Raw genomic sequence first — 25,688 nt, forward strand, 5'->3', positions numbered from 1 at the left:
CCCGGCGGTCGGGTCGACTCGCTACAATCTCGCGATGCTCTACGAACTCGCCCGCCCCCTCCTGTTCGCGCTCGACCCCGAGACCGCCCACAACCTCACCCTGCATGGCCTGCACTATGCCGGCAAGCTGCTGCCCGCCGCCGAGCCGGAGCCGGCGAGCGCGGTCGAGGTCATGGGCCTGCGCTTTCCCAACCGCGTCGGCCTCGCCGCCGGGCTCGACAAGAACGGCGAGGCGATCGACGGCCTCGCCCGCCTCGGTTTCGGCTTCCTCGAGATCGGCACGATCACGCCGCGCCCGCAGCCGGGCAACCCCCGCCCGCGCATGTTCCGCCTGCCCGAGGTGCGGGGCATCATCAATCGCATGGGCTTCAACAACCACGGCGTCGACGTCCTGCTCGCGCACGTGCGTGCGGCGAAGTACCGCGGCATCCTCGGCATAAACATCGGCAAGAACTTCGACACCCCGATCGAGCGTGCCGCCGACGACTACCTCGCCTGCCTGGAAAAAGTGTACGCCCTGGCGAGCTACGTCACGGTGAACATCTCCTCGCCCAACACCAAGAACCTGCGCCAGCTGCAGGGCGAATCCGAACTCGACGACCTCCTCGGCCGCCTCAAGGCGGCGCAGACCCGCCTCACCGAGCAACATGGGCGCTACGTCCCGCTCACCCTCAAGATCGCCCCCGACCTCGACGACGCGCAGGTGAGCAACATCGCCGACGCGCTGCGCCGCCACCGCATCGACGGCGTGATCGCCACCAATACCACGATCGCGCGCGACAAGGTGCAGGGCATCGCCCACGGCAACGAACAGGGCGGCCTGTCGGGCGCGCCGGTGTTCGAGGCTTCCACCGCCGTGGTGCGCAAGCTCGCGCACGCGCTCGCCGGCGAGTTGCCGATCATCGCCGCCGGAGGCGTGCTCGAGGGCGCACAGGCGCGCGCCAAGCTCGAGGCCGGCGCCGCTTTGGTTCAGCTCTACAGCGGACTCATCTACCGCGGCCCGGCACTGGTGCGCGAATGCGTGCGCGCCACCGCGGGGTGAGTCCTTCCCCGACCTCTTCCTTCACCCGGCGAGCAGCACGCCGCGCTCGTCCGCAGCGGCGCCCGTGCCGACCTTCCGACCCTCCGAGGAGCCCAAGATGACTCATCGCCGCCAGTTCGTCCTCTCCGCCGCCGCGCTTGCGGTCGCAGCCACCCTGCCCTTCGCCGCCCACGCCGCGGACGCCGCGAAGGTCGGCTTCGTCTATGTGAGCCCGATCGGCGATGCCGGCTGGACCTACCAGCACGACCTCGGTCGCAAGGAGCTCGAGAAGACGCTCGGCGGCAGGATCGAGACGCGCTACGTCGAGAACGTCGCGGAAGGTGCCGATGCCGAGCGCGTGATCCGCGAGTTCGCCGCCAGCGGCAGCAAGATCGTGTTCGCCACCAGCTTCGGCTACATGAACTACGTCGAGCGCGTCGCCCGCCAGTTCCCCAACGTCACCTTCCTGCACGCCACCGGCTACAAGTCGGCGAAGAACTTCGCGCCCTACAACGCGCGCTTCTACGAGGGCCGCTACCTCAACGGCGTGATCGCCGGCAAGATGACCAAGTCCAACGTCCTCGGCTACGTCGGCGCCTTCCCGATCCCCGAGGTGCTGCAGGGCATCAACGCGTTCACCCTGGGCGCGCGCAGCGTGAACCCGAACGTCGAGGTGCGGGTGATCTGGGCCAACAGCTGGTACGACCCGGGCAAGGAGCGCGAGGCGGCGATGACCCTGATCTCGCAGGGCGCCGACATGCTCACCCACCACACCGACTCCACCGCCACCGTCCAGGCCGCGGAAGAAAAGGGCGTGTACGCCTTCGGCTACCACTCCGACATGTCGAAGTACGCGCCCAAGTCCCAGCTCACCGCCACCACCCACCACTGGGGCGAGTTCTACGCCCGCACCGTCGACGCGGTGCTCGGGGGCACGTGGAAGCCGGAGGGCGTGTGGGGTGGCATGAAGGACGGCATGATCCGCCTCGCCCCGCTCAACCCGGCGATTCCGGCCGACGTGCAGGCCATGGTCAAGGAACTCCAGGGCCGCATCACCGCCGGCAGCCTGCATCCCTTCACCGGCCCGGTGCTCGACCAGGCCGGGAAGGAACGCCTCGCCGCCGGTGCGGTGATGGACGATGCCACCCTGGGCAGGATGGACTACTTCGTCCAGGGCGTCGGTTCGCGCCTGCCCACCGCCAAGTAAGCCTGCTTCCCCACCACGTCGGTTCCACCCGGCGACGAGACCGCCCCCGTGCGGAGCGGGCAGCCCCCCGCTCGCTTCACGGTGTGGGCGGGTCGGCGCGATCCGGGCGGTCCGCCCACGCCTCGTCGTCGGCCGGAAGGCCGTTGCGCAGGCAGGCCGAGATCCCGGTGGCGATCGCGTCGGCCATGCGCGCCTGGCGTTCGGGGTCGCGCAGCAACAGTTCCTCGTCGCGGTTTTTCAGGATGCCGGCTTCGAACAGCACTGCCGGCATGCGCGCGTGGCGCAGCACCGCCAGCCCGTCGTAGTGGTGCACCGCGTGCTCGCGGTCGGCGTAGCTGCGCCGGCGGCCGTTCTTGTGCGTGGGCTCGAAACCCATGCGCTGCAGGCGGGCGCCGATCGCACGCGCACACAGGATGCTCATGGCCGTATCGGGGTTGTCGCGCGAGACGAAGAGCGAATGCCCGGCGAACTCGTCGTTGTAGTCGAGCGCACGCCCCTCCCAGGTCCACGGGCGCAACTCGACGGCATTGACCGAGTCGTGATGCAGCGAGAGCAGGAAGGCCGCTCCGGCCTCGCCGGCGGCCTGCGGCCGCGCGCGCAGGCTCGCGATGCGGCCGTCGGCGTTGATGGTGCTCACCGCCCAGCCGCGCGCGTGCAGTGCATCGACCACATGCACGGAAAGATCGCGGTTGAACTCGAACTCGCTGCGGCCGCGCGCGCTCGTCGCCCCGGGCGCGTCCAGGGTGTGGCCGACGTCGACAGCCACCGGCCCTGGCCCCTCCCCGCCAGCCAGCGCCCCCCCCGCGATCGCCGCCAGCACGAGCGCAAGCAGCCCGTGGCGCGGCGCGCGCCGCCACGCATCCCCGGTCCGTGCGTGCCCCGAGGCCTGCAAAGACCCGCAAAGCGAGCGCCCATGCGGATGGAAAAGTTCCACTCGGGCTACATCTTGATTCAAATCATGGAGAGCGCGGGTGCCCGCCGTGACAATCCGCCCACCATCGGCATTGCCGTGGACAGTTGTACCCCTGACCCACGCGGGCGAACCGAGACCTTCCTGACAAAACGAGACAAGCGATGAGGAGTACTCCATGAGCGGTATTTTCACAAAATCGATGGCGCGGAACATCTTCTACGGGGGGACGACGTTCTTCTTCCTGTTGTTCCTGGCGCTCACCTTCGACACCGAGCGCGAGCTGCCCAACCGGGACAACCGCGCCGCCATCACCCCCGAGGTTGCCGCCGGCAAGCACATCTGGGAAACCCGCAACTGTCTGGGCTGCCACACGCTGCTCGGCGAGGGCGCCTACTTCGCTCCCGAACTCGGCAACGTCTACAAGCGCCGCGGCGGCGACTTCATCAAGGGCTGGATGCAGGCCATGCCCACCGGAGCCCCCGGCCGTCGCCAGATGCCGCAGTTCAACCTCACCGATGAAGAGCTCGACCAGCTGGTGGCCTTCCTGAAGTACACCTCGGAAATCAACACCGCCAACTGGCCGCCCAACATCGAGGGCTGATCGGAACTCTGGAGACCACAAGGGGATATCCATGCAATACAAATCACAAGCGGTCGCCATGCCCTACTTCATCGCGGCGATCGGTCTGTTCGTGGGGCAAATCATCTTCGGCCTGATTCTGGGCCTGCAGTACGTCGTCGGGGACTTCCTGTTCCCGGAGATTCCGTTCAACGTCGCGCGGATGGTTCACACCAACCTGCTGATCGTGTGGCTGCTGTTCGGCTTCATGGGTGCGGCCTACTACCTGATCCCGGAAGAGACCGAGACCGAACTCTTCAGCCCGAAGCTGGCGCTGGCGATGTTCTGGATCTTCCTGGTGGCCGGTGCGCTGACCATCGTGGGCTACCTGCTCGTGCCTTACAGCACGCTGGCGTCCATGACGGGCAACGACATCCTCGCCACCATGGGCCGGGAGTTCCTCGAGCAGCCGCTGTTGACCAAGATCGGCATCGTGATCGTCGCGCTCGCCTTCCTGTTCAACATCACGATGACCGTGCTCAAGGGCCGCAAGACCGTCATCAGCATCGTGCTGCTGCTCGGCTTGTGGGGTCTGGCGATCTTCTTCCTGTTCTCCTTCTACAACCCGGTCAACCTCGTCCGCGACAAGTTCTACTGGTGGTGGGTGGTTCACCTCTGGGTGGAAGGCGTGTGGGAACTGATCATGGCCGCGATGCTCGCCTTCGTGCTCATCAAGGTCACCGGTGTAGACCGTGAAGTGATCGAGAAGTGGCTGTACGTCATCATCACCCTGGCGCTCGTGACCGGCATCATCGGTACCGGCCACCACTACTTCTGGATCGGCACGCCGGAATACTGGCAGTGGTGGGGTTCGATCTTCTCCGCGCTGGAGCCGATCCCCTTCTTCGCCATGACCGTCTTCGCGTTCAACATGGTCAACCGTCGTCGTCGCGAGCACCCGAACAAGGCTGCCGTGCTGTGGGCGCTCGGTACCGGCGTGATGGCCTTCCTCGGCGCTGGCGTGTGGGGCTTCCTGCACACCCTGGCTCCGGTGAACTACTTCACCCACGGCTCGCAGATCACCGCCGCGCACGGTCACATGGCGTTCTACGGCGCCTACGTGATGGTCGTGATCACCATGATCAGCTATGCCATGCCGATCCTGCGCGGCCGCGCCGCCAACTCGACCAAGGCGCAAGTGCTGGAGATGTGGGCGTTCTGGCTGATGACCATCGCGATGGTCTTCATCACCCTGTTCCTGACCGCCGCCGGCATCCTGCAGGTCTGGCTGCAGCGCGTGTCCGACACCCCGATGTCCTTCATGGCCACCCAGGATCAGCTGATGCTGTTCTACTGGATGCGCGAATGGGCGGGCGTGATGTTCTTCATCGGCCTGCTGGCCTATCTCGCCAGCTTCTTCGTGAAGGGCGATGCCAAGGGGGTCGTGCACGGCTGAGCCCTGCCGACCGAAATGCGGTAACAAGCCTGGATCATCCAGGGTAAGGGGTTGGGGCGGCGCGAGCCGCCCCTCTTTTTTTGCGTGCCACGCTCGCAGCATGGAGCGGCCGCTAGAATGTCGGGCTTCGTCCGCGCCCGAACGGCACTCCGCTGCCACCGGATCCCCCCGGCGCGCGCGTCCCATCGCCTCCGCTCGCTCCCCTCCGCCCGTGCCCAACGCCTCCCTTCCGCCCTCCCCGCCGTCCCACGACGCACCTCCCGTCCTGCACCCGAGCGGCGTCGAGCGCCCCTTCCGCATCGCGATCAACGGCTACGGCCGCATCGGTCGTTGCTACCTGCGTGCCCTGCACGAAGCCGGCCTCGCCGAGCGCTACCGCATCGTCGCGATCAACGAGCCTGCGGACCTCGCCAGCATCGCCTACCTCACCCGCTTCGACTCGACCCATGGCAGGTTTCCGGGGGTGGTGGACCGCAGCGAGCGCGAGCTGATCGTGGACGGTCATGCGATCCACGTGAGCCACGCGAGCGCCCCGGAAGAGGTCGACTGGACCGCGATGGGGCTCGATCTCGTCGTCGAGTGCTCCGGACAGTACGGCGGACGCCGCGACTTGCAGCGCTTCATCGCTGCCGGCTGCCCGCGACTCCTGCTGTCGCACCCCGGCAACGGCGCCGAGGATGTGGATGTCACAGTGGTGTTCGGCATCAACGAGGACGAGCTGCGCGGCCCCGAGCGCCTGGTGTCTAACGCGTCGTGCACCACCAACGCCGTGGTCCCGGTGCTCGACTGCCTGCACCGCGAGATCGGCATCGAGCAGGCCCTGCTCACCACACTGCATTCGGCGATGAACGACCAGCCGCTGATCGACGGCTACCACCACGCCGACCTGCGCCGCACACGCTCGGCGATGCAGTCGATCATCCCGGTGTCGACCGGCCTGGCGCGCGGCGTCGAACGCCTGCTCCCGGCGCTCGCCGGCCGCGTGCAGGCGAAGGCGATCCGCGTGCCCACCCACAACGTCTCCGCGATCGACATGGTGCTGAGCTTCGGCCGCGAGGTCTCGGCCGAGGCCGTCAACCGCCTGCTGCGCGAGACCGCCGCCGGGCCGCAGCGCGGCCTGCTCGCGTGCTCGGACGAGGCGCACGCCTCGATCGACTTCAACCACGACCCGCACTCGGCGATCATCGACTGCAGCCAGACGCGCGCAGTCGGAGCGAAGATGCTCAACCTGGTGGTGTGGTTCGACAACGAATGGGGCTTCGCCAGCCGCATGGTCGACGTCACCCGGCGCTGGCTGGCGGCGGCGGGCTGAACACGAACGAATCCCAATTAACCACGATCAAGTTAAACCCGCGCCCTTCTGCCTAGACTGCGCCGCATGAATACCGTCACCACTCCGCCGAGTTCCCTGCCGGCCGGCGGACCGGCACAGGCGCACGGCCCCCGCCTTGCGGGCGACCTCGCGATCTGGTTCTTCATCCTCGCCGAGCTGCTCGCCTTCGGGGTCTTCTTCGCCGCCTACGCCTTCGCGCGCGCCAAAAACATCGAACTCTTCGCCGCCGAGCAGGCCGCACTCAACCGCAACGCGGGCGCGCTCAACACCGTGCTGCTGCTCACCGCGAGCTACTTCGTGGTGCGCGCCGTGCAGGCCGCCGAGGCCCAGGCCTCGCGACAGTGCGCCAACTGGCTGGGCGGCGCGATCCTCACCGGCCTCGGCTTCATCGTCGTCAAGCTGAGCGAGTACGCCGCAGCGTTCGAGCACAACATCAGCCTCTCCAGCAGCACCTTCCACATGTTCTACCTGTCGCTGACCTTCTTCCACTTCATGCATGTGATCCTGGGTCTGGTAATCCTGATCGCGATGTGGAACGGCGCGCGCCAGGGCCGCTACCGCCCGGGCGAGATGAACGGACTGGAGACCGGCGCCGCCTACTGGCACATGGTCGACCTGGTCTGGCTGATCCTCTTCCCGCTCGTCTACGTCATCCACTGAGGAGCCCGCCATGAGCGCACGCATGCACGGAACGCCCCGCGGCTCCACGATCCTGTTCGCCACCCTGATCCTCGCCACCGTCGCCACCTGGGGCATGGGCTCGCTCGGCGTGACCGGCACCTGGGGCGTCGCCATCCTCGCCGCGATCTCGTTCTGGAAGGGCGCGGTGGTCATCCTCGATTTCATGGCGCTGCGCCATGCACCGCTGCTCTGGCGCGCGATCACGATGGGCTGGATCATCGTCGTCTGGGCGCTGATCGCCATCGCCTACATCAAGGGACTCGCCCAATGAAGCCCGATACGCCCAACCTCGACATTCCCTTCTACCAACCCGCCGGCGACGAGGTGGACATCTTCCAGCACGCCTGGAAGAACCGCCTGCCCCTGCTGATCAAGGGCCCCACCGGCTGCGGCAAGACGCGCTTCGTCTCGCACATGGCCGCACGCCTCGGCCTGCCCCTGTACACCGTGGCCTGCCACGACGACCTCACCGCCGCCGACCTGGTCGGCCGCCACCTGATCGGCGACGGCAAGACGATGTGGTGCGACGGCCCGCTCACCCGCGCGGTACGCGAAGGCGGCATCTGCTACCTCGACGAGGTGGTCGAGGCACGCAAGGACACCACCGTGGTGCTGCACCCGCTCGCCGACGACCGTCGCGTGCTGCCGATCGACCGCACCGGCGAGCTCCTCGAGGCGCCACCCTCCTTCATGCTTGTGGTGTCCTACAACCCCGGCTACCAGAACCTGCTCAAGGGCATGAAGCCTTCGACCCGCCAGCGCTTCGTCAGCCTGCGCTTCGACTTCCCGCGCCCCGAGCAGGAAGAGGCGGTGCTGATCGGCGAGACCGCGTGCGCACCCGACCTGGCCAAGCGCCTGGTTGCCATCGCCAACGCGCTGCGCGCGCTCAAGGACCGCGACCTGGAAGAGGCCGCGAGCACCCGCCTGCTCGTGTATACCGCCCTGCTCGTCAAGGACGGCATGGACCCGGTCGCCGCCAGCCGGGTCGGCATCGTCGAGAGCCTGACCGACGACGCCGACGTCGCCGAGGGACTGATGGAGGTGGTCGCCGCCACCTTCGGCCGCTGACGGCCGGGACATCGAGATGGAAATCAAGCGCGCCGATCCGCTCCGCCACGTCATGCCCGGCCCGCGCCTGGCGGTCGTCGCCGAGGCGCTGTTCCTGATCAACCTGATGCTCCTGCCCGGGCTGGCATTCCTCGCGCTGATGGTGCTGTGGTACCTGCATCGCGGGCACCCCGATCCGCTGGTGCGCAATCACCTGCGCCAGACCGGGTGGACCTGCATCTGGGGCGGGCTGCTGCTGGTCGTGATCAGCGTCGCGATCTTCCTGCTCGGCGGCTTCGACAATCCGTGGACCTGGGTGATCGGGGTCCTCTATTTCACCTTCGTCCACTCGAGCCTGATCCTGCTCGGCGTGATGGGCCTGTCGCGCGCGATCAACGGCCGCAGCTGGCGCTTCCCGGTGTTCGGACCGCGCGAGCCCTCCTGAGCCGGCCGGTGACCACGATGAACACCGGAGCCCCTGCGCGCAAACCGCAGCGTGTCATCCCGATCGCCACCGCCCCTGCGGGCGATGCGGCCGCCGCCGCGGCGATGCAGCGCCGCCGGCGTGCGTTCCAGGCCGGCTTCTTCGCGCTCTTCGTGCTCGCGCCGGTATTCGATCTCTTCCGCTACGACCTCGACGCCGACCACGCCTGGCTGCTCGGCATGGAATGGCGGCTCGGCCTCGACCCCTTCCTCGCCGGCCAGGCGAGCGCACTCGAGGCGGCCGGGAGCATCATCCTGAATCTCTTCGTGCCCCTGCTCGCGCTCGCCGCGCTGGTCATCGGCGCGGCGTGGAAGTGGGGAAGGCTGTACTGCGGCTGGCTGTGCCCGCACTTCTCGGTGGTGGAGTCGATCAACCGGCTGATGGCGCGCGCTTCGGGCAAGGCCTCGGTATGGGACCGCCACCTGCTGCCGGCGTGGAAGCCCGACGGCCGCCCCGCGCGGGTGGACGCGCGCTGGTGGGGCGTCGTCGTGCCGGCGGCGGTGGGCTTCGCCTTCCTGTGGGCGGTGGTGCTGCTCACCTACCTGCTGCCGCCCGCGCAGGTGTACGGCAACCTCTTCGCCGGCGAGCTCACGCGCAACCAGGCGATCTTCCTCACCGCGGCCACGGTGGTGCTGAGCCTCGAGTTCCTCTTCGCACGTCACCTGTTCTGCCGCTTCGTGTGCGCCGTCGGGCTGTTCCAGAGCCTGGCCTGGATGGGCAACCGCGACGCGCTGGTGGTCGGCTTCGAGCGCGAGCGCGCGAGCGATTGCTCGAACTGCCTGCCCGACCGCCAGTCCGCCTGCGACGCCGCCTGCCCGATGCGGCTGCGCCCGCGCAACATCAAGCGCCACATGTTCACCTGCACCCAGTGCCGCCAATGCGTCGACGCCTGCGCGACCACCCAGCACGCCAACCCGCAGGGGCCGCTGCTGTCCTGGGTGGCCGGCGAGGCGGCGCGCCAGAACGAGGCAGGGTTCCGCGCACTCAAGGATCGCTGACGCCATGGAAGAAACCGTAGGCCTGCTCTGGCACCGCCTCATCACCCGCGCCGCCGGCGGACACTTCCCCAAGGCGGCGGTCCGCCTGCGCGACATCGAGAAGACCGCGGGCGTGTTCTTCCGCGCCCTCGGCGGCGACCCCGGCCTGCGCCTGGCGGCCGCCACCACCGACGAGCATGGCGCGCGGCGCAGCCTGCTGCAGCGCATCGCCGGCGCCGACGAACGCGTCGCGCGCGCGCGCATGGACGTGTCCACGCTGCGCCTGCCGCCCGAGCTCGACGTGCTGCCCGAGCGCGGCCTCAACCGCGACCTCTACCTCTGGCTCGCCGCCGTGGCCGCCGCGCCCCCCGCGGAGGATGGCGACGGCCACCCCGCGCTCGGCCCCGTGCCCGACGAGCCGATCGACGAGGCCGCCACCCGCGAGCTGCGCGAGAACCAGGCCGCCACCCTGCGCGCCCTGGCGCGCTGGCCGGGCATCCAGGCACGCTACCGCCGCCTGGTCGACGCGGTGATCGCCCAGCGCCCCAGGCTCGACAAGCTGCCGCCCGCCGAGGCCGAACGCGAGAAGCTGATCCGCCTCGCCCTGCACGCCCCCGGCAGCGTCGCCGCCCTGCCCCGCCTGCCCGCCAAGGCGCGCGCCACCCAGCCCGTGCTGCTGTGGCTGAGCGAGTTCCACGCCAGCGCCGCGGGCGGCAGCGGCGGCGCCGGCGCGGGCGGCGAGCTCGGCGAGGCCGGCGCCAGCCGTCCCGGCAAGGACAGCAGCCGCCAGGCCCACCGTGTCGAGCGCCAGGAGAAAATGCCGGAAAAGCACGGCATGATCATCCCCTTCCGCGCCGAGAGCCTGCTGTCGGTGGCGGAGTTCATCAAGGTCCAGCGCAGCACCGACGACGAGCCCGACGACAACGCCGCCGACGCCGCCGCCAACCTCGACCACCTGTCGATCACCCGCGACGGCGAGCGCGTCGCCTCCAAGGTGCGCTTCGACCTCGACCTGCCCTCGGCTGCCGAGGACGACGTCGTGCTCGGCGACGGCATCCCGCTGCCCGAGTGGGACTACCGCAAGAACCTGCTGCTCGAGGACCACGTCCGCCTCGCCGAGCTCACCCCCTCGATCCACGACCCGCGCGCCGCCCCCTGCGCCCTGCCCGAGCACCTGCGCCGCACTGCGCGCCGGCTGCACCGCCAGTTCGCCGCGCTCACTCCGGGCAGACGCTGGCTCAAGGCGCAGGTCGACGGCACCGAGCTCGACCTCGACGCGGTGGTGCGCGCCGCCACCGACCGCGCCACCGGCCACCATCCGTCCGATCAGCTCTACCTCTCGCTCGAGAAGCGCGAGCGCGACCTCGCCTGCCTGGCGCTGGCCGATCTGTCGCTGTCGACCGATTCCTGGGTCTCCTCCGAGGCGCGTGTGATCGACGTCATCCGCGACTCGCTGCTGCTCTTCGGCGAAGCCCTGCTCGCCACCGGCGACAGCTTCGCGCTATGCGGCTTCTCCTCGGTCAAGCGCAGCAACGTGCGCTTCCACCGCCTCAAGGACTTCGACCAGCGCTTCGACGACCGCGCGCGCGGCCGCATCATGGCGATCAAGCCGGGCTACTACACCCGCCTGGGCGCGGCGATCCGCCACGCCACCACGATCCTCGACCGCCAGCGCGCCGCACGCCGCATCCTGCTGATCCTGTCCGACGGCAAACCCAACGACCTCGATCTCTACGACGGCCGCTACGGCATCGAGGACACCCGCGTCGCCGTCGTCGAGGCACGCAACCGCGGTGTGGTGCCGTTCTGCGTTACCATCGACCGCGAAGGCGCAAGCTACCTGCCGCACCTCTTCGGTCCGGCCGGCTACGCGGTGATCCGCCAACCCGACGAGTTGCCCGCACGCCTGCCCATGTTCTATGCCCAGCTCACCCGCTGAAGCCATGCCTCGTAACGCCACCCCGGTCGGGGAAAGACCTGTCCGGATCGATTCCTCCCCCGCCAGCCCGGTCACGGAGATCGACCGCCTGTGCCGGTTGCTCGCGCGCGCGCCGCTTTTCAACGGCCTCGCCTGCGAGGATATCGTCCGCTTCGCGCGTGGTGTGCGCGAGGTACGGGTCGCGCGCGGCGAGATCCTGTTCCATCGCGGCGACCCCTGCCACGGCTTCCACCTCATCCTCGACGGCCAGATCAAGCTCGCCTTCACCTCGGCCGAGGGCAACGAGAAGGTGGTCGACATCCTCTACGCCGGACGCAGCTTCGGCGAGGCGGTGATGTTCATGGAAAAGCCCTACGTCGTGATGGCGCAGGCACTGACCGACGCCACCCTGCTGCACATCGGCAAGCAGATCTTCTTCGAGGAAATGTCGGGCGATCCCTTGTTCTGCCGCAAGATCATCGCCGGCCTGGCCCAGCGACTGCATCTGCTGATGGCCGACGTCGAGAGCTACTCGCTGCGTTCGGGTCGCGACCGCGTGGTGGGCTATCTGCTGCGCGAAGAGGAGCGTGACGGCGACGGGGTGGCCGAAGGCTCGGTGTCGTTGCGCCTGCCCACCAGCAAGGGCACGATCGCCTCGCGGCTCAACCTCACCCAGGAACACTTCTCCCGCATCCTCAGCGAACTCACCAGCGCAGGCCTCATCCAGGTCGAAGGCCGCACCATCCACATCCCCGACATCGGCCGCCTGCGCCGAAGCCTGGGTTGAGGGTCACGCCTTTCAGCGCGTCAAACCCGCACCCACGCTTCCGGAACGTCGCAATCGCGTCTCGCATCGCTCCTGCAGGGCGATTCTTGAGCCGTCGTGAATGTCCGGGCGATGCAAAAGGGGCCCGCAGGCCCCTTTCCTGTTTGTGGGCGCCCCGCAAGCGCTCAACCCTCCTTGCCGTCCACCCGCGCATACCAGAGGTAAGGGGCGTAGCGCCACAGGTAGAGCAGGAAGGCGATCGACCACAGCGTGGCGGCCGCATGCACGCCGCCGAACTGTGCGGCCGGGAAGAAGCCCACGGTCAGCACCCGCACCAGCGCGGCGATCAGCACCAGGGCGTAGGCCGCGGTCTCGATGCGACCGGCGATCAGCATGCGGCCGGTGTGGCCGAGCGCGGTGCGGGTAATCATGCCGATGATCAGGCCGCCGGTCGCGCCGATGGCCAGGGCATGGACTCCGGCCGAGCGCGGCAGCACGCCGAACTGGGTAAGCGCGAGCAGCGCCAGGCCGAGCGGAATCCACAGATAGGCCAGTTGCAGCACCCACAGGATGGGATGGCCGCGCGTCGCCCAAGGGTTCCAGCCGCCTAGCCGCACCGCCTGCAGAACGGCTGCGATCAACGACACCACACCCGCCCAGCCTCCGGCACCCAGCGCCCACAGCAGCAGCGCGATACCGGTGGCGATCGCCGCCGCCCAGTCGACCTTCACGTTGCGCCACTGCTTGACGCCACGTACCGCGTTGAAGATGAACATCGGGATCACGCGGCCGCCGACGATGGTCTCCAGCACCACCACCAGGCCGAGGGCCAGGTGCATGGCGGTCAGCGGATCGGCCTCGATCACGCCGAGCACGGCGAGGTGGAAGAACAGGTTCGCGAGCGCGAGCATCGCGGGCAGCGCACCGACGAAGTAGTTGCGCTTGCTCTTGGCCTTGATCAGCACCTTCAGCAGCATCCCCGCCGCGACCGGAAGGAAGGCCAGATCGACGATGGCCACCCAGGCTCCGCTGCCGAAGGCCATCGCCAGGCGCCCGGCGAGCCACACCGCGGCGAGCACCATGAGCGGCTTGCCCGTCGGGGTGTCGAGCCCGGTCCAGTTGCGCCCTGCGGTGAACAGGAAGCCGATGATCACCGCCACGGCGAAGCCGAAGATCATCTCATGCGAATGCCACCAGATTCCCGGCATGGGCAGGTCGATCGCGCCCGAGTAGGCCACCGCCCAAACCGGCACCGCGATCGCTGCGAACAGTGCGGCGAGCAGGTAGAAGGGACGAAAGGCGAGCGCCCACAGCGAGAAGGTGTCGGGCGGAATGCGTTTGGTGGTGGGTTCGTCGAGGCGGATCAGCGCCATGTTCGGTTCTCTTTTCTGCTGAACGGGTTGAAGGCGGATGAAGCTGCGCACGGCCGCACACCTGCCCGGCCGGGAGGAATCAGTGGCTGGTGCCTTCCTCGCGCGTGATCTTGTTCCATACGTTGTACTTGCCCACAGGCTTTCTCATCGGCAGGCGCTTGACCTCCTCGAGGGTCCGCGCGTCATAGACGATCACCGCGCCCTCGTCCTCCCACAGGCTGGCGAGCGCATGGCGGCCATCGCGGGTGAACTCGACGTGGGCGAGCGTCTTGCCCGGCTCACCGGTGATCTCGCACACCACCTCCAGCGTCTGCTTGTCGATGACCTGCAGGATGTGCTTGGCCTCCGCGCTCATCATCGAATCGACGAACGCATAGCGGCTGCTGGAGTGGCTGCGCAGGAAGAAGCCCGGGCCGCGGGTGGGGATGCGCTTCACCACCTCCCAGGTCTTCATGTCGATCACGGTGACCTCGCCCGCCTTGAGGTTGGTGCTCGCCATCACCGTGCGCGGCCTGGCGCCCGGACCGGCGGCGGGGTCCTGCCATTCCCAGGTGATGCCCGAGCCCAGGTGCGGCATGCCGTCAAGCGGCAGATTGGCGATCTTCTTGCGCACGTCGAGGTTCACCACCTGGCCGACCCCCTCGCGCGAGGCCCCCATCAGCTCGGAATAGTCCTGGGTGAAGAAGAAGTCGTCGAGCACCTCGGCGAGGATGGTGCGGCGCGGGTTGAGGTAACCGGGAATGAAGCTGCCTTCGCGCTGTGTGTAGTCGTGGATGTAGCTGACCGGGATGTCCTCGACCGCCTTGGTGTAGCTGATCTCCCACACCTCGCCGACGTCCTTGAGCGCGGCGATGAAGGACTGGCGCGGGGTGGCGTCGTACACCGCCGACACCCGCGAGCTCTTCTTGCCGTCGCGGTCCATCGCCGGGATGGTCTTGACCAGGTTCAGCTCGCCGTCGAGCAGCACCAGCGTGTTGGGGAGGTAGTTGGCCACCGCGACGTGGGTGCCGTCGGGCGATGCGGCGACGTTGCGTGTGTTGATGCCGGCACGCACCTCGGCCACGACCTTGAGGTTCCACAGATCGAACTTGGTGATCCAGCCGTCGCGCGAGGCGAAGAACACGTAGCGCCCGTTGGCGGCGAACTTGGGCCCGCCATGCAGCGCGAAGCGCGACTGGAAGCGGTGGATCGGCTCGAGCCTGTCGCCGTCGAGCACGCTGACGTGGTGGTCGCCCGCCTCCACCACCAGGAAGAGGTTGAGCGGGTCGGCGTCGAACACCGGCTTGTCGGAAAGGGTCGCGGTGTCGACATGGACGACGCGCGAGGCGCGGATGTCCTCGTCGGTCCAGCGCGGCTCGGGCACCACCGGGGTGTAGATCCACTCGGTGAGCGCGGCGATCTCGTCCTTGCCCAGCTGCGCGGCGAAGCCGGCCATCTGGGTCGCGGGCCGGCCCTCGCCGATCACCTTGGCAGCCTCGCTCTTGCGCAGGCGGCCCAGGTTGTCGGGCAGCAACGCGGGCCCCATCGCTCCGAGGCGATTGGGCGCATGGCAGGCCGCGCAATGCTGCGCGTAGAGCGCGGGTACGTCGATGGCAGCCGGCGACGCCGCTGCCCCGGACGCGGCCCGAGCGACGGCCTTGTCCGGCGAAGCGGCGGCAGGCAAGACGACCAGTGCACCGGCGAGTGCGAACAGGCCGGTCAGGGTCGAGGCGCGGATCTTCATGCGGAAACCTTGTCGATGCGGGTCCAGGGCGTCGTGACGACGCGCTCGGCGCCGTAGTCTGCCGGATTCACGCCGATCTCCTCGTCGTAGAGGTAGCAGGCCGGGTCCTCCGCCCACGGGTTGCCGGTGACCTGCTCCGCGCGCACGCGCGAGCTGCCGTTGCAGATCTCCAGGTACTTGCACGCGCCGCAGCGCCCCTCCAGCTTGCGCGGATGCTGCTTGAGGCCGGCGAGCAGCGGGTTCGACAGGTCGTTCCAGATCTCGCCGAAGGCGCGCTGGCGCACGTTGCCAAGCGGCACGTGCCACCACATGGTGTCCGGGTGCACGATGCCCAGGTTGTCGATGTTGGCGACGTTCACCCCGCTGGCGTTGCCGCCCCACTGGCGCAGCCTGGCCTCGATGTGGGCGGCCTTGTCGGGGAAGCGGCGCTGCACCCAGTGCAGCAGGAAGGGGCCGTCGGCATCGTTGTTGCCGGTGACGAAGTCCTTGTCGATGCCACGCCGGTGCAGGTCGAGACAGGTCTCGAAAAGCAGCTCCATGGCCTCGCGGGTGGTGCGGTGGCGGGCGTCGCCGGCGCGGTTCTTGTTGCCGCGCCCGGCGTAGTTCAGGTGCGAGAAGTAGAACTTGTCGATGGCCTCGTCCTCGACCAGCTTCAACAGCGCGGGCAGGTCGTGGGCGTTGCCCTCGGTCATCGTGTAGCGCACGCCGACCTTGATGCCGCGCTCGCGGCACAGGCGGATGCCGTGCATCGAGGCCTCGAAGGCGCCCTGCTTGCGGCGGAAGTGGTCATGCGTGGCGCCGATGCCGTCGAGGCTGACGCCGACGTAGTCGAAGCCGATCTCGTCGATCGCATCAATGTTGGATTCGTCGATCAGGGTGCCGTTGGACGACAGGCCGACGTAGAAGCCCATACCCTTGGCGCGGCGGGCGATGTCGAAGATGTCGGGGCGCAGCAGCGGCTCGCCACCGGACAGGATCAGCACCGGCACGCGTGCGTCCTTGAGGTCGTCCATGACCTTGAAGACTTCCTGTGTGTTCAGCTCGCCGGGGAAATCCTTGTCCGCCGAGATCGAGTAGCAGTGCTCGCAGGTGAGGTTGCAGCGCCGGATCAGGTTCCAGATCACCACCGGACCTGGCGGGTTGCGGCGGGGGCCGGCAGGCGTGGGGTGGTCGAGCTCGCGGATGAATTGGGAGATGCGGAACATGGGAGCCTCCTGAATGCTGGCCATTTCACCCGAGGCGCCCGCGAATGAAAATGATGCGCGTCAAGGGTGCCCGGGGCGGGCGCTCGTGCCGGCCGGAAGAGTCGCTTGCCGGATCAGGCGCCGATGCGCAGGCCCGTCTTTTTCAGGATGCCAGACGAGAACAGCACGTCGCGGTTGCGGCAGGCACCAGGAAACTCCGCCGCGATCAGCGCGGCGATCTCTTCCACGCGCGCGAGCGCGGCCTCGTGGCTGGCGGCGTGCACCATCGCGAACAGGTTGTAGGGCCAGTCGGGCAGATGGCGCGGGCGGCGGTAGCAGTGGGTGACGAAGTCGAGCGCACCGACGCGCTCGCCGACCGCGTCGATCACCGCGGCGTCGATGTCCCACACGCTCATGCCATTGGCGGTGTAGCCGATGGCGTAGTGGTTGGGCACCGCGCCGATGCGGCGAATGCGGCCGTCGGCGAGCATGGCGGCGAGGCGCTCGCGCACGCGGCCCTCGGCCACGCCGAGCGTCTCGGCCAGCGCGGCGTAGGGGCGTGGAACCAGCGGCAGGCCGCCCTGGGTGGCGAGCACGAGGCGGCGGTCGAACTCCGCAAGGGCAGCTTCATCCATGCCGGCACCCGCGGCATCCTGCGCATCCGCCCGCGCGAGGGCTCCGTTCCCGGACATGCCTTGCACCATCAGGCCTCCAGCCTCATCTCGACGAAGTACTCGCGTTCCTTGGGGAACAGATGCACCACCAAGCCGGTAGCGGCCTCGATGCGGCGCGCGCAGTCGGCGATGCCCTCCGGCGTCTCGGTGGCGAGCACGAACCACATGTTGAGCGCGTGCTCGCGGCGGTAGTTGTGCGCGACCTCGGGGAAGGCATTGACCGCCTCCACCGCGCTCGTCCACTGCGCCTCGGGCACCGCGATCGCGGCCAGGCAGAAGGCGCCGCCCATGCGCTCGATCTGGTACATCGGCCCGAAACGGGTCAGCACGCGGTCGTCGAGCAGCGACTGCAGGCGCGCGATCACCTCGTCCTCCGCCAGGCCGAGCAGGACGCCGACCTCGGCAAAGGGGCGCTCGGAGAGCGGGAACTCGCCCTGGATGGCATTGATCAGGCGACGGTCGGTGTCGTCGGGCGCACGCTTCGCGGCCACGCCACGACGGCCGACCGACGCGGCCGGCTGGGCTTCAGACATGGGCGAGATCCTTGGCGTCGAGATAGCGCGCGCCGGTCTGCTTGAAACGCCGGCAACTGAACAGCACCGCGTGCGGATGGCGGTCGAGGCCGAGGCGCGCGGCGAGATCCGCCCGCGCGGCCAGCACCTCCTCGCGCGCGCTGCCGTGGATCATGCAGAACAGGTTGTACGGCCAGCCGGGCAGCACGCGGCGGCGGCGGTAGCACAGCGTGACCGCCGCCTCCTGCGCGAGCCGGCGACCAAGCCCGGAGACCTCGGCGTCGGGGACGTCCCACACGCACATGGCGTTCGCCTCGAGGCCGAGCTCATGGTGGCGCACGACCACGCCGAAGCGGCGGATCAAGCCCTCGTCCACCCAGCGCGCGATGCAGGCGATCACCTCGCCCTCGGTGAGGCCGACGCACGCCGCCAGCGTGGCGAAGGGGCGCGCGTCCAGCACCAGGCCGCCCTGCAGCGCGCCGATCAGCTTGCGTTCGAGCGCAGGCAACGCGCAGCCGCCCTCGGCGTCGCCCCGTGCGATCGGCTCATCGCCGCGCGCGCCCGCATGCGGTCGCCGCCCCTCCCCGCCCGCCTTGAGGTCGAAGCCCAGGTCGATGTGGAACTCTTCTTCCAGCGGCAGCACGATGACCGCACAGCCGGTGTCGCGCTCGATGCCGGCGACCACCTCTTCGAGTTGCGCACGCGAGGCCGCGGTGACCACGAACCAGAGGTTGTAGCGATGCTCCCGCTGGTAGTTGTGGTTGATCGCCGGCTCGCGCGTGACGCGCGCGGCGACCTCCTCCAGGCGCTCCGGCGGCGCGGCCAGGGCCGCGAGTGCGCTCGCACCCAGGCGACGCGGGGCGAACACCGCGCCCACCCGGCTCACCAGGCCTTGCGCGCTCAGGTCGCGGTAGGCCGCGATGACGTCTTCCTCGGCGGCGCCCACCGCCTGCGCGATGCGTGCGAAAGGTCGCGGCTCGAGCGGGAAGTCACGCTGCCACTCGTTGAGCAGGCGGAAGCCGGTGGCGTCGAGCGCCGCGGGCAGGATGGCCTGGCGCGGCATCAGAAGCCCGTGCGCGCGGCGCGCGTGGTGAAGAAGATGCCGCTCGGGCTCGCCGACTCGAAGCCGCCGATCGGCTGTTTGCTGGCGGTGTCGTAGATCACGACCTTGTTGTCGTCGCGCGCCGACAGCCAGATCTCGTGGCCCTTGGAGAGGAACTCCATGTGCAGGATGCCGCGGCCCGGCTGCAGGGTGTCGGTGACCTTGCCGGAGACGGTGTCGATGACCTGCACCCAGCCGTTGTCGGGGAAGGCGAAGTTCACCCAGATCTCGCGCCCGTCGGGGCGCGCCATGGCGAACACCGGCTGGCTCTTCACCTGGATGCGATCGACCTCCTGCCAGGTGGCGGTGTCGACCACCAGCACCTCGTGGCGACCGATGGCGGGCAGGTAGGCCCGATTGCCGGCGATCGACCAGCCGCGCAGGTGGGGCATCTTGAACACCGGCAGGGGCTGCTCGCCACGACCGTAGCCGGAGAGGATCTTGCGGCTGCCCTTGTCGAGGTTCCACAGGTCGATCAGGGCAAGGCCGTCCTCGCCGAACAGGCCGGCGATGTAGTACCGGCCATCGGGCGTGACCAGTGCATCGTAGGGCTGCTTGCCGCCGGCAAAACGCCGGGTCAGCGGATTCTTCGGGTCGGAGAAGTCGGTGATGCGAATCTCGCCCGCCTCGAACAGCGAATAGATGAAGCGCTTGCCCGAGAGGTCGGCGAGGCCCACCACCTTGGAGCGGGTGCCGTCGTCCGTGGTCGCAGGCACATCGGCGACGAGCTCGAGCGTGTCGGCGTCGAAGGCCTTGATGCCGCCCGGTTCGTAGTTCTGCACCACCACCAGGCTGCCGTCGTGCGAGATCGAGCCGCCGATCGCATTGCCCGCCTGGACCTTGCGGCCGACGATCCGGCGCGCCAGCAGATCGACCTTGGTCAGCCCGCCGTCGCGCCCGAACACGAAGGCGTAGCGGCCATCGCGCGAGAAAACCACCGAGGCGTGGGAGAGATCGCCCAGGCCATCCACGGTGGCCAGCACGCTGCGGCCAGTGGTCTCGATCACCTTGACCTTGCCGTCGGCACGCTCGATCACCACGCCGAGGTCGCCGGTGCCGCGCACGGCGACCGGCGGCACGCTCGAACAGGCCGACAGCAGCACGACCATGGCGGAGAGGACCACGCCCCATAGGGCGGGCGGTGCGAGACGAACTTCACGGCAAGACATGGGAGCTCCGGGAACTTGGGGTGGCGGAGGGCCACCGGGAAGACTGCCGTCCGCACTCGCCAACAGGGGCGTGGCACGGGGGCCGTACGACGGACGGCGATGGTTCAGTTGCGCGCGGGGGCCTGCGGCAGGCCGGCATCGGCGGGAAAACCGCGCATCAGCCAATACACGATCCACTCCGCCTCGGCTTCGGAGAGGATGGACTGGAAAGGCGGCATCGGCGTCCCCGGACGGCCACCGACGATGGTGGCCACAAGGCCCTCGGCCGGCTTGTCGGCAAGCGCCTCGGCGGTCAGTGCGGGGCCGAGCCCGCCCTTGAAGGTCAGGCCATGACAGGAACCGCAATCCTGGCGGACGATGTGGACCAGTTCGCGCGCACGCGCCGGAGCGGGCTCGACCGGGACGTGCCCGGAGGCTGCGGCATAGGCCGAGACGAGCGCTGCGCCGAGGAAGACGACGGCGTGGGCGAGGAGTGGCGGAATCTTCATGCTGGCATCCGACGGTAAGGCATCGGTGAAGAGCATGGGGCCTCGACCGGGTCGAAACCTTGACTCGCATCAACCTCGAAGGGCGAGGGGTCTCCGCCGCACCCGCTGCATCCGCTCACGCACCCTTTCCACCTCGACCGCCCGGGCCCACGAGCGAAATCCGTCGGCGAGCCACGCGCGCATCATTCGGCGACGATCACCACGCCGAGCATTTCCGGATGCGGTCCGCAGCGGTACTCGAAGCGCCCGGCCTCCGGGAAGGCGCGCGACCACTTCTCGCCGGGAAAAAAGCGCTCCGACTCCTCGTTGCGGCCGATCAGCAGCACCGAATGACTCACCCGCTTTTCGTTATTTACCCAGGTCACGGTGTCGCCACGCTTGATGCGCAACTCCATCGGCGAAAAGGCGTATTTCTCCACCACGACCTGATGTTCGGCGGCTTGCGCCGGAACGGCCGCGGAAAGCCCGATTGCGACCGCGAACAGACTTGCCGGAACGAGTCTGGCGTTCATGGAAATCTCCCGTTTCATGCCCACGCGACCACGCAGTCGCGATGGATCCACCGCAAAGGACAACGGCGGAAGCCCCGGGTTCGCCGGATGCTTCCGCCGTATCGAACACCGCCCAGGAGCACGGGCGGGGTCGGACCGGATTACTGCTTGGCCGCCTTGATGTGGCCGTCGGTGTCGAGGCCGAGCTTGTAGCCGAGCGAAACGTGGTGGAAACGACCGGCCGCGTTGTCGTCGTGGATCGCGAAGCCGAAGTTGTAGGCCTTGCCCGACTCGAGCTTCACGTCACCGTCACCCGCAGCGAGCTTGCGGGTGAACACCACCGACCAGTTGTCGCCGTCCTTCTTGCCTTCGGCGCTGACCAGGGCGTTACCGCCCTCCATCACGCGCTTGTCGGCGACGTAGCCGTTGTAGCCCTTGTTCTCGCCGCTGCGCCACTGGTAGAGGTCGTAGAACTTGCCCTCGGCAACCGAGCCGCCCTTGACGTACTTGGTCTTGGCATCGTCCGCACCCGGCATGGTGCGCGAATCGGTATGGCAGGTCGCCCAGCAGCCCGCTTGATCGGCGAGTTCGACCTTGCCGCCCGACTCGAGCATGAACGCGATCTTGACCGGGTTCTTGTCGTCCATCTTGGCGGCGCCCGAGGCGGCCGGCTGCTTCCAGGAGAAGCGGATGTAGAGGTTCTCGCCGTCGTGCGCAGCCTGCACCTTCACCGGAATGAAGGCGGCCTTGCCGGGGATCGGGCTAGGCTCGATCTTCTGGCCACTGGCCATCTTCTTGCCCATGTCGCCCGCCTCGTCGCTGTGGCAGTCGGCACAGGTCTCGCCCTTCTTGAGCGCACGCGCCCCCCCGTGCTCGGTGCCCTTCTGGATCCACTCCAGCGGCGACACGCCGGGGTAGAAGGCGGTGATGTCCTTGCCCTGCACCTTGCTCCAGTCGGGCGCGGCTGCGAGCGCGCTACCCGTACCGATAGCCAGGAGAGCACCGACGGCGCCGGCAATCAGGTTCTTCTTCATCGTCATATCCTCGCTGTGCTTGGGTTGGCCTGTGATCCACGAGGGATCTTACTCCTCGTCCGCGTCCGTCATGCCTTCCGGCTTGTGGTGGGCGATGCCCTTGTGGCAATCGATGCAGGTCATGTTGTCTTCTTTCGCCATCTCGTGCTGCTTGCGCGCACGCTGCTTCTGGGCCTCGGGATTCATGCTCTCGAAACTGTGGCAGTTGCGGCACTCGCGCGAGTCGGCCGCCTTCATCCGCTTCCACTCGTTGCGCGCCAGTTGCAGGCGCTTGGCCTCGAACTTCTCGCGCGTGTCGATGGTGCCGACCATCTTGCCCCACAGTTCCTTGGACGCCTGAACCTTGCGGATCATCTTGTGCGTCCAGTCTTTGGGCACGTGGCAGTCCGGGCAGGTCGCGCGCACGCCGGTCCGGTTGTTGTAGTGAATGGTTTCCTTGTACTCCATGTACACGTTGTCATACATCTCGTGGCACGAAATACAGAACTTCTCGGTGTTCGTGGCCTCCAGCGCGGTGTTGAAGCCGCCCCAGAACAACACGCCCACCATGAATCCAACAGCCAACAGGCCGCCCAGCGACTTACCGGAAGGACGGCGCAGGCGTGCCCACAGGCCGCCCGGATTTTCTTGTTTGGAGTTGTCGCTGTTTTGATCAGACATGGAACTCTTCCCCTCGATCCCCCGCGCCAGGGGCGCGGGGGTTTTTCAGAGCTTGACCGGAAGATCGATCAATAGACGTCGTGCATCGTGTTGTACACGTTGAACTTGCCGGTCGGCGTGACGATGGCCGGGTCGGTGATCACCTTCTTGACCTTCAGCGTCTTGTCGTCGTAGATCACGATCGCGGACTGGTCGGTCTTGCCGCCCCACAGCGAGATCCACACTTCGTCGCCTGCCTCGTTGTACTCCGGCTGCACGGCGCGGCGGATGGCCTTGCTCTCGGGCAGGCCCGAGTCCTTGGCGACGTTGAGCGCGACCGGCGCCTTCGACAGATCGTTCATGTCGAACACGTACACCGACTCGGCCACTTCACGCTCCGGGTTCATCGGCGCATCGGCCCAGAAGTGCTTCGACTTCGGGTGCGTCTTGACGAACAGGTTGCCGGCGCCCGGCATCTTCAGCTGTTCGACGACCTTCCAGTTGTGCTCCTTGTACTTGGCGAACTTGGGATCGTCGGAAGCGGTCGAGATCAGCGAGACCACGGCATCGCCGAGGTGACCCGTCGACCACACCGGACCGAACTTCGGATGGACGAAGTTGGCGCCACGCCCCGGGTGCGGGATCTTGGCGGTATCGACCAGCGCAGCCAGCTTGCCTTCCTTGGTGTCGACCGCGGCGACCTTGTTGGACGCGTTGGCGGCGACCATGAAGTAGCGCTTCGACATGTCCCAGCCGCCATCGTGCAGGAACTTGGCGGACTCGATCGCGATGCTCTTCAGGTTCTTGATGTCGGAGTAATCGACCAGCAGGATCTGGCCGGTTTCCTTGACGTTGACCACCCACTCCGGCTTCGTCATCGAGGCCACGATGGAGGCCACGCGCGGCTCGGGGTGATAGTCGCCATCGACGGTGTTGCCACGGGTCGACACGATCTTCATCGGCTCGAGCGTCTCGCCGTCCATGATCGAGTACTGGGGCGGCCAGTAGGTGCCACCGATCAGGTACTTGTCCTCGTAGCCCTTGAACTTGGAGGTATCGACCGAACGGGCATCCGAACCCAGGCGCACGGTGGCGACCGTGGTGGGCTCTTCGTAGAACATGTCGATGATGGTGGTCAGGCCGTCACGACCGACGGTGTAGACGTAGCGGCCCGAAGCCGACAGGCGGGAGATGTGCACCGCGTAGCCGGTATCGAGGATCTTCCAGATCTTGTGGGTGTCGCCGTCGACCAGCGCGAGCTTGCCCGCGTCGCGCAGCGTGATCGCGAACACGTTCTTCAGGTTGACCTTGTTCATCTGCTTGGTCGGACGGTCCTTGACGGGGACCAGCAGCTTCCAGCTGTCCTTCATGTCCTTGAGCGAGAACTCGGGCGGGATCGGAGGCGTGTTCTGGATGTAACGCGCCATCAGGTTGATCTCTTCCTTGGTCAGGATGTCATCGTAGTTGACCATGCCGCCTTCGGTGCCGTACGAGATGATCTTCTCGAGGCGCTCGGTGCCGAGCTTGAGGGTGCCGCCCTCCAGCTTGGTGCCGTCCGGAGCGGTCTTGGTCCAGTGCGGCTCGAGGTTCTTGCCGGTGGCGCCCTTGCGCAGCACGCCGTGGCAACCTGCGCAGCGCTCGAAGTAGATCTGCTTGCCTTTTTCCATCTCCTCGGCGGTCAGCTTGGGCGCTTCCTGGGCCCAGGCGCTGCTCATCGCGAGGGACAGCACCCCCATGGCAAACGCCGATCCGATCAAACCTTTCTTTTGCATAGCCCTCTCCTTACACGACACGGGATGTGAAACAACATTGCGACGGCAGTATGGTTTTTCCGGGGCAGGCCCATCCTTGATGTGAATTAATTTTCCACACCAGCGCCGAGGATAAAGTTCGGGGACGCCGGAACGACGTCGCCATGCGCACGCCCGCGGATTTCGCGGTGTCCTGGACAAGCGTTTTCCGGCCCCTGGCGGAACCGATTTTTCGCCGCAACGGATTTCCCGAGACCGTGCTGGAGCCCACATCATGCAGGCAGGAACCTTTCGATCGGATGCTTCGCCGGCCGGCGCGGCCAAGCCGCGCTCCCTTCGCGCCAGTCGCGCCGCCCTGCCGCCCCGCGGCACGCCCGAGGGCATCGGCGAGCGGCCGCGATCCACGCGTGCGCAGGGACATGGCAAGGTCCATCTGGTAGGCGCCGGCCCGGGCGACCCCGACCTTCTCACCGTGAAGGCGCTGCGCCTGATCACCGGCGCCGAAGTGGTCGTCTACGACCATCTCGTCGGCGAGGCGGTGGTGGCGCTGATCCCGCCCGCCGCGCGTCGCCTGTACGCGGGCAAGGAAGCCGGCAACCACGCCCTCGCCCAGCACGAGATCAACCGCCTGCTCGTCGAACTCGCACGCGAAGGGCACGACGTGGTGCGACTCAAGGGCGGCGATCCCTTCATCTTCGGGCGCGGCGGCGAAGAGATGCAGGCCCTGCTCGAGGCCGGCGTCGAGTGCGAGATCGTGCCCGGCATCACCGCCGCGGCGGGCGCGGCCTCGGCCACCGGAATCCCGCTCACCCACCGCGAGCACGCGCAGACCCTGGTGTTCGCCACCGGCCACCTCAAGGACGACACCGTCGACCTCGACTGGGCGGCGCTCGCCCGCCCGCGCCAGACCGTGGTGGTCTACATGGGCCTCGGCGCGCTCGAGATCATCTGTACGCAGATGATCTCCCACGGACTGGCGGCGGACACGCCGGCGGCGGTGATCCACGCCGCCACCACACCGCGGCAGTGCGGCGTGCATGCCACGCTCGCGACCCTGCCCGGGGCGGTGCGCGCGGCCGGCATCCGCGCGCCGGCGCTGATCATGATCGGAGAGGTGGTCGCACTCGACCCCGGCGCGCTGCTCGCAGCCGCGGCGACGGCGGGCTGAAACGGCCGCGCCCGGGTA

General features: G+C 68.0%; 26 protein-coding genes. 13 read left to right on the forward strand and 13 right to left on the reverse strand.

All coding sequences use genetic code 11. The annotated features are described in order from the left end of the window. The first annotated feature begins 34 nt into the window (after positions 1 to 34). Both PO78_RS18220 and PO78_RS18225 read left to right on the forward strand, forming a co-directional pair. The gene (locus tag PO78_RS18220) at positions 35 to 1,042 is read left to right on the forward strand and encodes a quinone-dependent dihydroorotate dehydrogenase (RefSeq protein WP_004304102.1); all 1,008 of its coding nucleotides are present in this window, start codon (positions 35 to 37) and stop codon (positions 1,040 to 1,042) included. A 97-nt stretch (positions 1,043 to 1,139) separates the two neighbouring features. Next, on the forward strand, positions 1,140 to 2,228 hold the full coding sequence (locus PO78_RS18225) for a BMP family ABC transporter substrate-binding protein (protein ID WP_004304105.1): 1,089 nt from the start codon (positions 1,140 to 1,142) through the stop codon (positions 2,226 to 2,228). A gap of 76 nt (positions 2,229 to 2,304) precedes the next feature. Here the strand turns inward: PO78_RS18225 and PO78_RS18230 are convergent, their stop codons facing one another. After that, the gene (locus PO78_RS18230) at positions 2,305 to 3,048 is read right to left on the reverse strand and encodes an N-acetylmuramoyl-L-alanine amidase family protein (protein ID WP_012585567.1); all 744 of its coding nucleotides are present in this window, start codon (positions 3,046 to 3,048) and stop codon (positions 2,305 to 2,307) included. Between the two features lie 268 nt (positions 3,049 to 3,316). Between PO78_RS18230 and PO78_RS18235 the strand changes: the two genes are divergently transcribed. The 10 genes from PO78_RS18235 (at position 3,317) to PO78_RS18280 (ending at position 12,383) form a co-directional block, all read left to right on the forward strand. Further along, positions 3,317 to 3,742 (forward strand): c-type cytochrome, encoded by a 426-nt coding sequence (locus PO78_RS18235; protein WP_012585569.1) that lies wholly within the window; start codon positions 3,317 to 3,319, stop codon positions 3,740 to 3,742. A 31-nt stretch (positions 3,743 to 3,773) separates the two neighbouring features. After that, positions 3,774 to 5,156 carry a cbb3-type cytochrome c oxidase subunit I gene (locus PO78_RS18240; protein WP_012585570.1) on the forward strand — a complete coding sequence of 461 codons (1,383 nt, stop codon included), beginning with the start codon at positions 3,774 to 3,776 and terminating at the stop codon, positions 5,154 to 5,156. A 265-nt stretch (positions 5,157 to 5,421) separates the two neighbouring features. Next, positions 5,422 to 6,468, forward strand: coding sequence for a type I glyceraldehyde-3-phosphate dehydrogenase (locus tag PO78_RS18245; protein WP_082047948.1), 1,047 nt, complete (start codon positions 5,422 to 5,424; stop codon positions 6,466 to 6,468). A 66-nt stretch (positions 6,469 to 6,534) separates the two neighbouring features. Beyond that, on the forward strand, positions 6,535 to 7,149 hold the full coding sequence (locus tag PO78_RS18250; protein WP_004304115.1) for a cytochrome c oxidase subunit 3: 615 nt from the start codon (positions 6,535 to 6,537) through the stop codon (positions 7,147 to 7,149). Between the two features lie 10 nt (positions 7,150 to 7,159). Beyond that, the gene (locus PO78_RS18255; protein WP_004304117.1) at positions 7,160 to 7,441 is read left to right on the forward strand and encodes a cytochrome C oxidase subunit IV family protein; all 282 of its coding nucleotides are present in this window, start codon (positions 7,160 to 7,162) and stop codon (positions 7,439 to 7,441) included. After that, positions 7,438 to 8,238, forward strand: a complete 801-nt coding sequence (locus PO78_RS18260; RefSeq protein WP_043745777.1) for a CbbQ/NirQ/NorQ/GpvN family protein — start codon at positions 7,438 to 7,440, stop codon at positions 8,236 to 8,238. Before PO78_RS18255 ends, PO78_RS18260 begins: the two co-directional genes overlap by 4 nt. A gap of 16 nt (positions 8,239 to 8,254) precedes the next feature. Next, the gene (locus tag PO78_RS18265; protein WP_004304121.1) at positions 8,255 to 8,662 is read left to right on the forward strand and encodes a hypothetical protein; all 408 of its coding nucleotides are present in this window, start codon (positions 8,255 to 8,257) and stop codon (positions 8,660 to 8,662) included. Between the two features lie 17 nt (positions 8,663 to 8,679). Further along, a complete protein-coding gene (locus PO78_RS18270) occupies positions 8,680 to 9,699 on the forward strand; it encodes a 4Fe-4S binding protein (RefSeq protein ID WP_012585572.1) in 1,020 nt (339 codons plus the stop codon). Between the two features lie 4 nt (positions 9,700 to 9,703). Further along, positions 9,704 to 11,617 carry a nitric oxide reductase activation protein NorD gene (locus tag PO78_RS18275; protein ID WP_043745779.1) on the forward strand — a complete coding sequence of 638 codons (1,914 nt, stop codon included), beginning with the start codon at positions 9,704 to 9,706 and terminating at the stop codon, positions 11,615 to 11,617. A 4-nt stretch (positions 11,618 to 11,621) separates the two neighbouring features. Next, positions 11,622 to 12,383 carry a Crp/Fnr family transcriptional regulator gene (locus PO78_RS18280; RefSeq protein ID WP_012585574.1) on the forward strand — a complete coding sequence of 254 codons (762 nt, stop codon included), beginning with the start codon at positions 11,622 to 11,624 and terminating at the stop codon, positions 12,381 to 12,383. A gap of 164 nt (positions 12,384 to 12,547) precedes the next feature. On the opposite strand, the gene PO78_RS18285 is transcribed toward PO78_RS18280, so the two are convergent. The 12 genes from PO78_RS18285 to PO78_RS18340 form a co-directional block, all read right to left on the reverse strand. Then, positions 12,548 to 13,735 (reverse strand): NnrS family protein, encoded by a 1,188-nt coding sequence (locus PO78_RS18285; protein WP_004301758.1) that lies wholly within the window; start codon positions 13,733 to 13,735, stop codon positions 12,548 to 12,550. Between the two features lie 79 nt (positions 13,736 to 13,814). After that, positions 13,815 to 15,458 carry a cytochrome D1 domain-containing protein gene (locus tag PO78_RS18290; RefSeq protein ID WP_082047886.1) on the reverse strand — a complete coding sequence of 548 codons (1,644 nt, stop codon included), beginning with the start codon at positions 15,456 to 15,458 and terminating at the stop codon, positions 13,815 to 13,817. After that, positions 15,455 to 16,663 carry a heme d1 biosynthesis radical SAM protein NirJ gene (gene nirJ / locus PO78_RS18295; protein WP_004301753.1) on the reverse strand — a complete coding sequence of 403 codons (1,209 nt, stop codon included), beginning with the start codon at positions 16,661 to 16,663 and terminating at the stop codon, positions 15,455 to 15,457. The genes PO78_RS18290 and nirJ overlap by 4 nt, the downstream gene beginning before the upstream one ends. Before the next feature lie 113 nt (positions 16,664 to 16,776). Beyond that, a complete protein-coding gene (gene ahbB, locus PO78_RS18300) occupies positions 16,777 to 17,277 on the reverse strand; it encodes a siroheme decarboxylase subunit beta (RefSeq protein ID WP_231570786.1) in 501 nt (166 codons plus the stop codon). A 68-nt stretch (positions 17,278 to 17,345) separates the two neighbouring features. Next, positions 17,346 to 17,849: an Lrp/AsnC family transcriptional regulator gene (locus tag PO78_RS18305; protein WP_004301749.1), complete on the reverse strand. Its 504-nt coding sequence runs from the start codon at positions 17,847 to 17,849 to the stop codon at positions 17,346 to 17,348. After that, a complete protein-coding gene (gene ahbB / locus PO78_RS18310) occupies positions 17,842 to 18,891 on the reverse strand; it encodes a siroheme decarboxylase subunit beta (RefSeq protein WP_043745782.1) in 1,050 nt (349 codons plus the stop codon). The genes PO78_RS18305 and ahbB (PO78_RS18310) overlap by 8 nt, the downstream gene beginning before the upstream one ends. Then, entirely contained in the window at positions 18,891 to 20,099 is a 1,209-nt protein-coding gene (locus tag PO78_RS18315) for a cytochrome D1 domain-containing protein (protein WP_043745785.1), read from the reverse strand. The genes ahbB (PO78_RS18310) and PO78_RS18315 overlap by 1 nt, the downstream gene beginning before the upstream one ends. Before the next feature lie 104 nt (positions 20,100 to 20,203). Beyond that, positions 20,204 to 20,587 carry a c-type cytochrome gene (locus PO78_RS18320; protein WP_040828605.1) on the reverse strand — a complete coding sequence of 128 codons (384 nt, stop codon included), beginning with the start codon at positions 20,585 to 20,587 and terminating at the stop codon, positions 20,204 to 20,206. 182 nt (positions 20,588 to 20,769) lie between these two features. Continuing rightward, a complete protein-coding gene (locus PO78_RS18325; protein ID WP_012585576.1) occupies positions 20,770 to 21,099 on the reverse strand; it encodes a cupredoxin domain-containing protein in 330 nt (109 codons plus the stop codon). Positions 21,100 to 21,239: 140 nt separating this feature from the next. After that, complete coding sequence (locus tag PO78_RS18330; protein ID WP_043745789.1) at positions 21,240 to 22,118, reverse strand: ethylbenzene dehydrogenase-related protein; 879 nt, start codon at positions 22,116 to 22,118, stop codon at positions 21,240 to 21,242. Between the two features lie 42 nt (positions 22,119 to 22,160). Next, entirely contained in the window at positions 22,161 to 22,772 is a 612-nt protein-coding gene (locus PO78_RS18335; RefSeq protein ID WP_043745792.1) for a NapC/NirT family cytochrome c, read from the reverse strand. Between the two features lie 68 nt (positions 22,773 to 22,840). Further along, entirely contained in the window at positions 22,841 to 24,523 is a 1,683-nt protein-coding gene (locus PO78_RS18340; RefSeq protein WP_012585579.1) for a cytochrome D1 domain-containing protein, read from the reverse strand. Between the two features lie 253 nt (positions 24,524 to 24,776). Between PO78_RS18340 and cobA the strand changes: the two genes are divergently transcribed. After that, complete coding sequence (cobA, locus tag PO78_RS18345) at positions 24,777 to 25,670, forward strand: uroporphyrinogen-III C-methyltransferase (protein ID WP_004301736.1); 894 nt, start codon at positions 24,777 to 24,779, stop codon at positions 25,668 to 25,670. The last annotated feature ends 18 nt before the right edge of the window (positions 25,671 to 25,688 follow it).

Source organism: Thauera sp. SWB20, from assembly GCF_000831325.1.
Classification (GTDB): Bacteria; Pseudomonadota; Gammaproteobacteria; order Burkholderiales; family Rhodocyclaceae; genus Thauera; species Thauera aminoaromatica.

Bases quoted from the DNA above. Each gene is read 5' to 3' on its own strand.
- PO78_RS18235 (WP_012585569.1), top strand. From the start codon at position 3,317: ATGAGCGGTATTTTCACAAAATCGATGGCGCGGAACATCTTCTACGGG.
- ahbB (WP_043745782.1), bottom strand. From the start codon at position 18,891: ATGCCGCGCCAGGCCATCCTGCCCGCGGCGCTCGACGCCACCGGCTTC.
- nirJ (WP_004301753.1), bottom strand. From the start codon at position 16,663: ATGTTCCGCATCTCCCAATTCATCCGCGAGCTCGACCACCCCACGCCT.
- PO78_RS18325 (WP_012585576.1), bottom strand. From the start codon at position 21,099: ATGAACGCCAGACTCGTTCCGGCAAGTCTGTTCGCGGTCGCAATCGGG.
- PO78_RS18285 (WP_004301758.1), bottom strand. From the start codon at position 13,735: ATGGCGCTGATCCGCCTCGACGAACCCACCACCAAACGCATTCCGCCC.
- PO78_RS18225 (WP_004304105.1), top strand. From the start codon at position 1,140: ATGACTCATCGCCGCCAGTTCGTCCTCTCCGCCGCCGCGCTTGCGGTC.
- PO78_RS18320 (WP_040828605.1), bottom strand. From the start codon at position 20,587: ATGAAGATTCCGCCACTCCTCGCCCACGCCGTCGTCTTCCTCGGCGCA.
- PO78_RS18265 (WP_004304121.1), top strand. From the start codon at position 8,255: ATGGAAATCAAGCGCGCCGATCCGCTCCGCCACGTCATGCCCGGCCCG.
- PO78_RS18305 (WP_004301749.1), bottom strand. From the start codon at position 17,849: ATGTCTGAAGCCCAGCCGGCCGCGTCGGTCGGCCGTCGTGGCGTGGCC.
- PO78_RS18280 (WP_012585574.1), top strand. From the start codon at position 11,622: ATGCCTCGTAACGCCACCCCGGTCGGGGAAAGACCTGTCCGGATCGAT.
- PO78_RS18220 (WP_004304102.1), top strand. From the start codon at position 35: ATGCTCTACGAACTCGCCCGCCCCCTCCTGTTCGCGCTCGACCCCGAG.
- PO78_RS18270 (WP_012585572.1), top strand. From the start codon at position 8,680: ATGAACACCGGAGCCCCTGCGCGCAAACCGCAGCGTGTCATCCCGATC.
- PO78_RS18240 (WP_012585570.1), top strand. From the start codon at position 3,774: ATGCAATACAAATCACAAGCGGTCGCCATGCCCTACTTCATCGCGGCG.
- PO78_RS18330 (WP_043745789.1), bottom strand. From the start codon at position 22,118: ATGACGATGAAGAAGAACCTGATTGCCGGCGCCGTCGGTGCTCTCCTG.
- PO78_RS18275 (WP_043745779.1), top strand. From the start codon at position 9,704: ATGGAAGAAACCGTAGGCCTGCTCTGGCACCGCCTCATCACCCGCGCC.
- PO78_RS18260 (WP_043745777.1), top strand. From the start codon at position 7,438: ATGAAGCCCGATACGCCCAACCTCGACATTCCCTTCTACCAACCCGCC.
- cobA (WP_004301736.1), top strand. From the start codon at position 24,777: ATGCAGGCAGGAACCTTTCGATCGGATGCTTCGCCGGCCGGCGCGGCC.
- PO78_RS18255 (WP_004304117.1), top strand. From the start codon at position 7,160: ATGAGCGCACGCATGCACGGAACGCCCCGCGGCTCCACGATCCTGTTC.
- PO78_RS18335 (WP_043745792.1), bottom strand. From the start codon at position 22,772: ATGTCTGATCAAAACAGCGACAACTCCAAACAAGAAAATCCGGGCGGC.
- PO78_RS18315 (WP_043745785.1), bottom strand. From the start codon at position 20,099: ATGTCTTGCCGTGAAGTTCGTCTCGCACCGCCCGCCCTATGGGGCGTG.
- PO78_RS18290 (WP_082047886.1), bottom strand. From the start codon at position 15,458: ATGAAGATCCGCGCCTCGACCCTGACCGGCCTGTTCGCACTCGCCGGT.
- PO78_RS18250 (WP_004304115.1), top strand. From the start codon at position 6,535: ATGAATACCGTCACCACTCCGCCGAGTTCCCTGCCGGCCGGCGGACCG.
- PO78_RS18340 (WP_012585579.1), bottom strand. From the start codon at position 24,523: ATGCAAAAGAAAGGTTTGATCGGATCGGCGTTTGCCATGGGGGTGCTG.
- ahbB (WP_231570786.1), bottom strand. From the start codon at position 17,277: ATGGATGAAGCTGCCCTTGCGGAGTTCGACCGCCGCCTCGTGCTCGCC.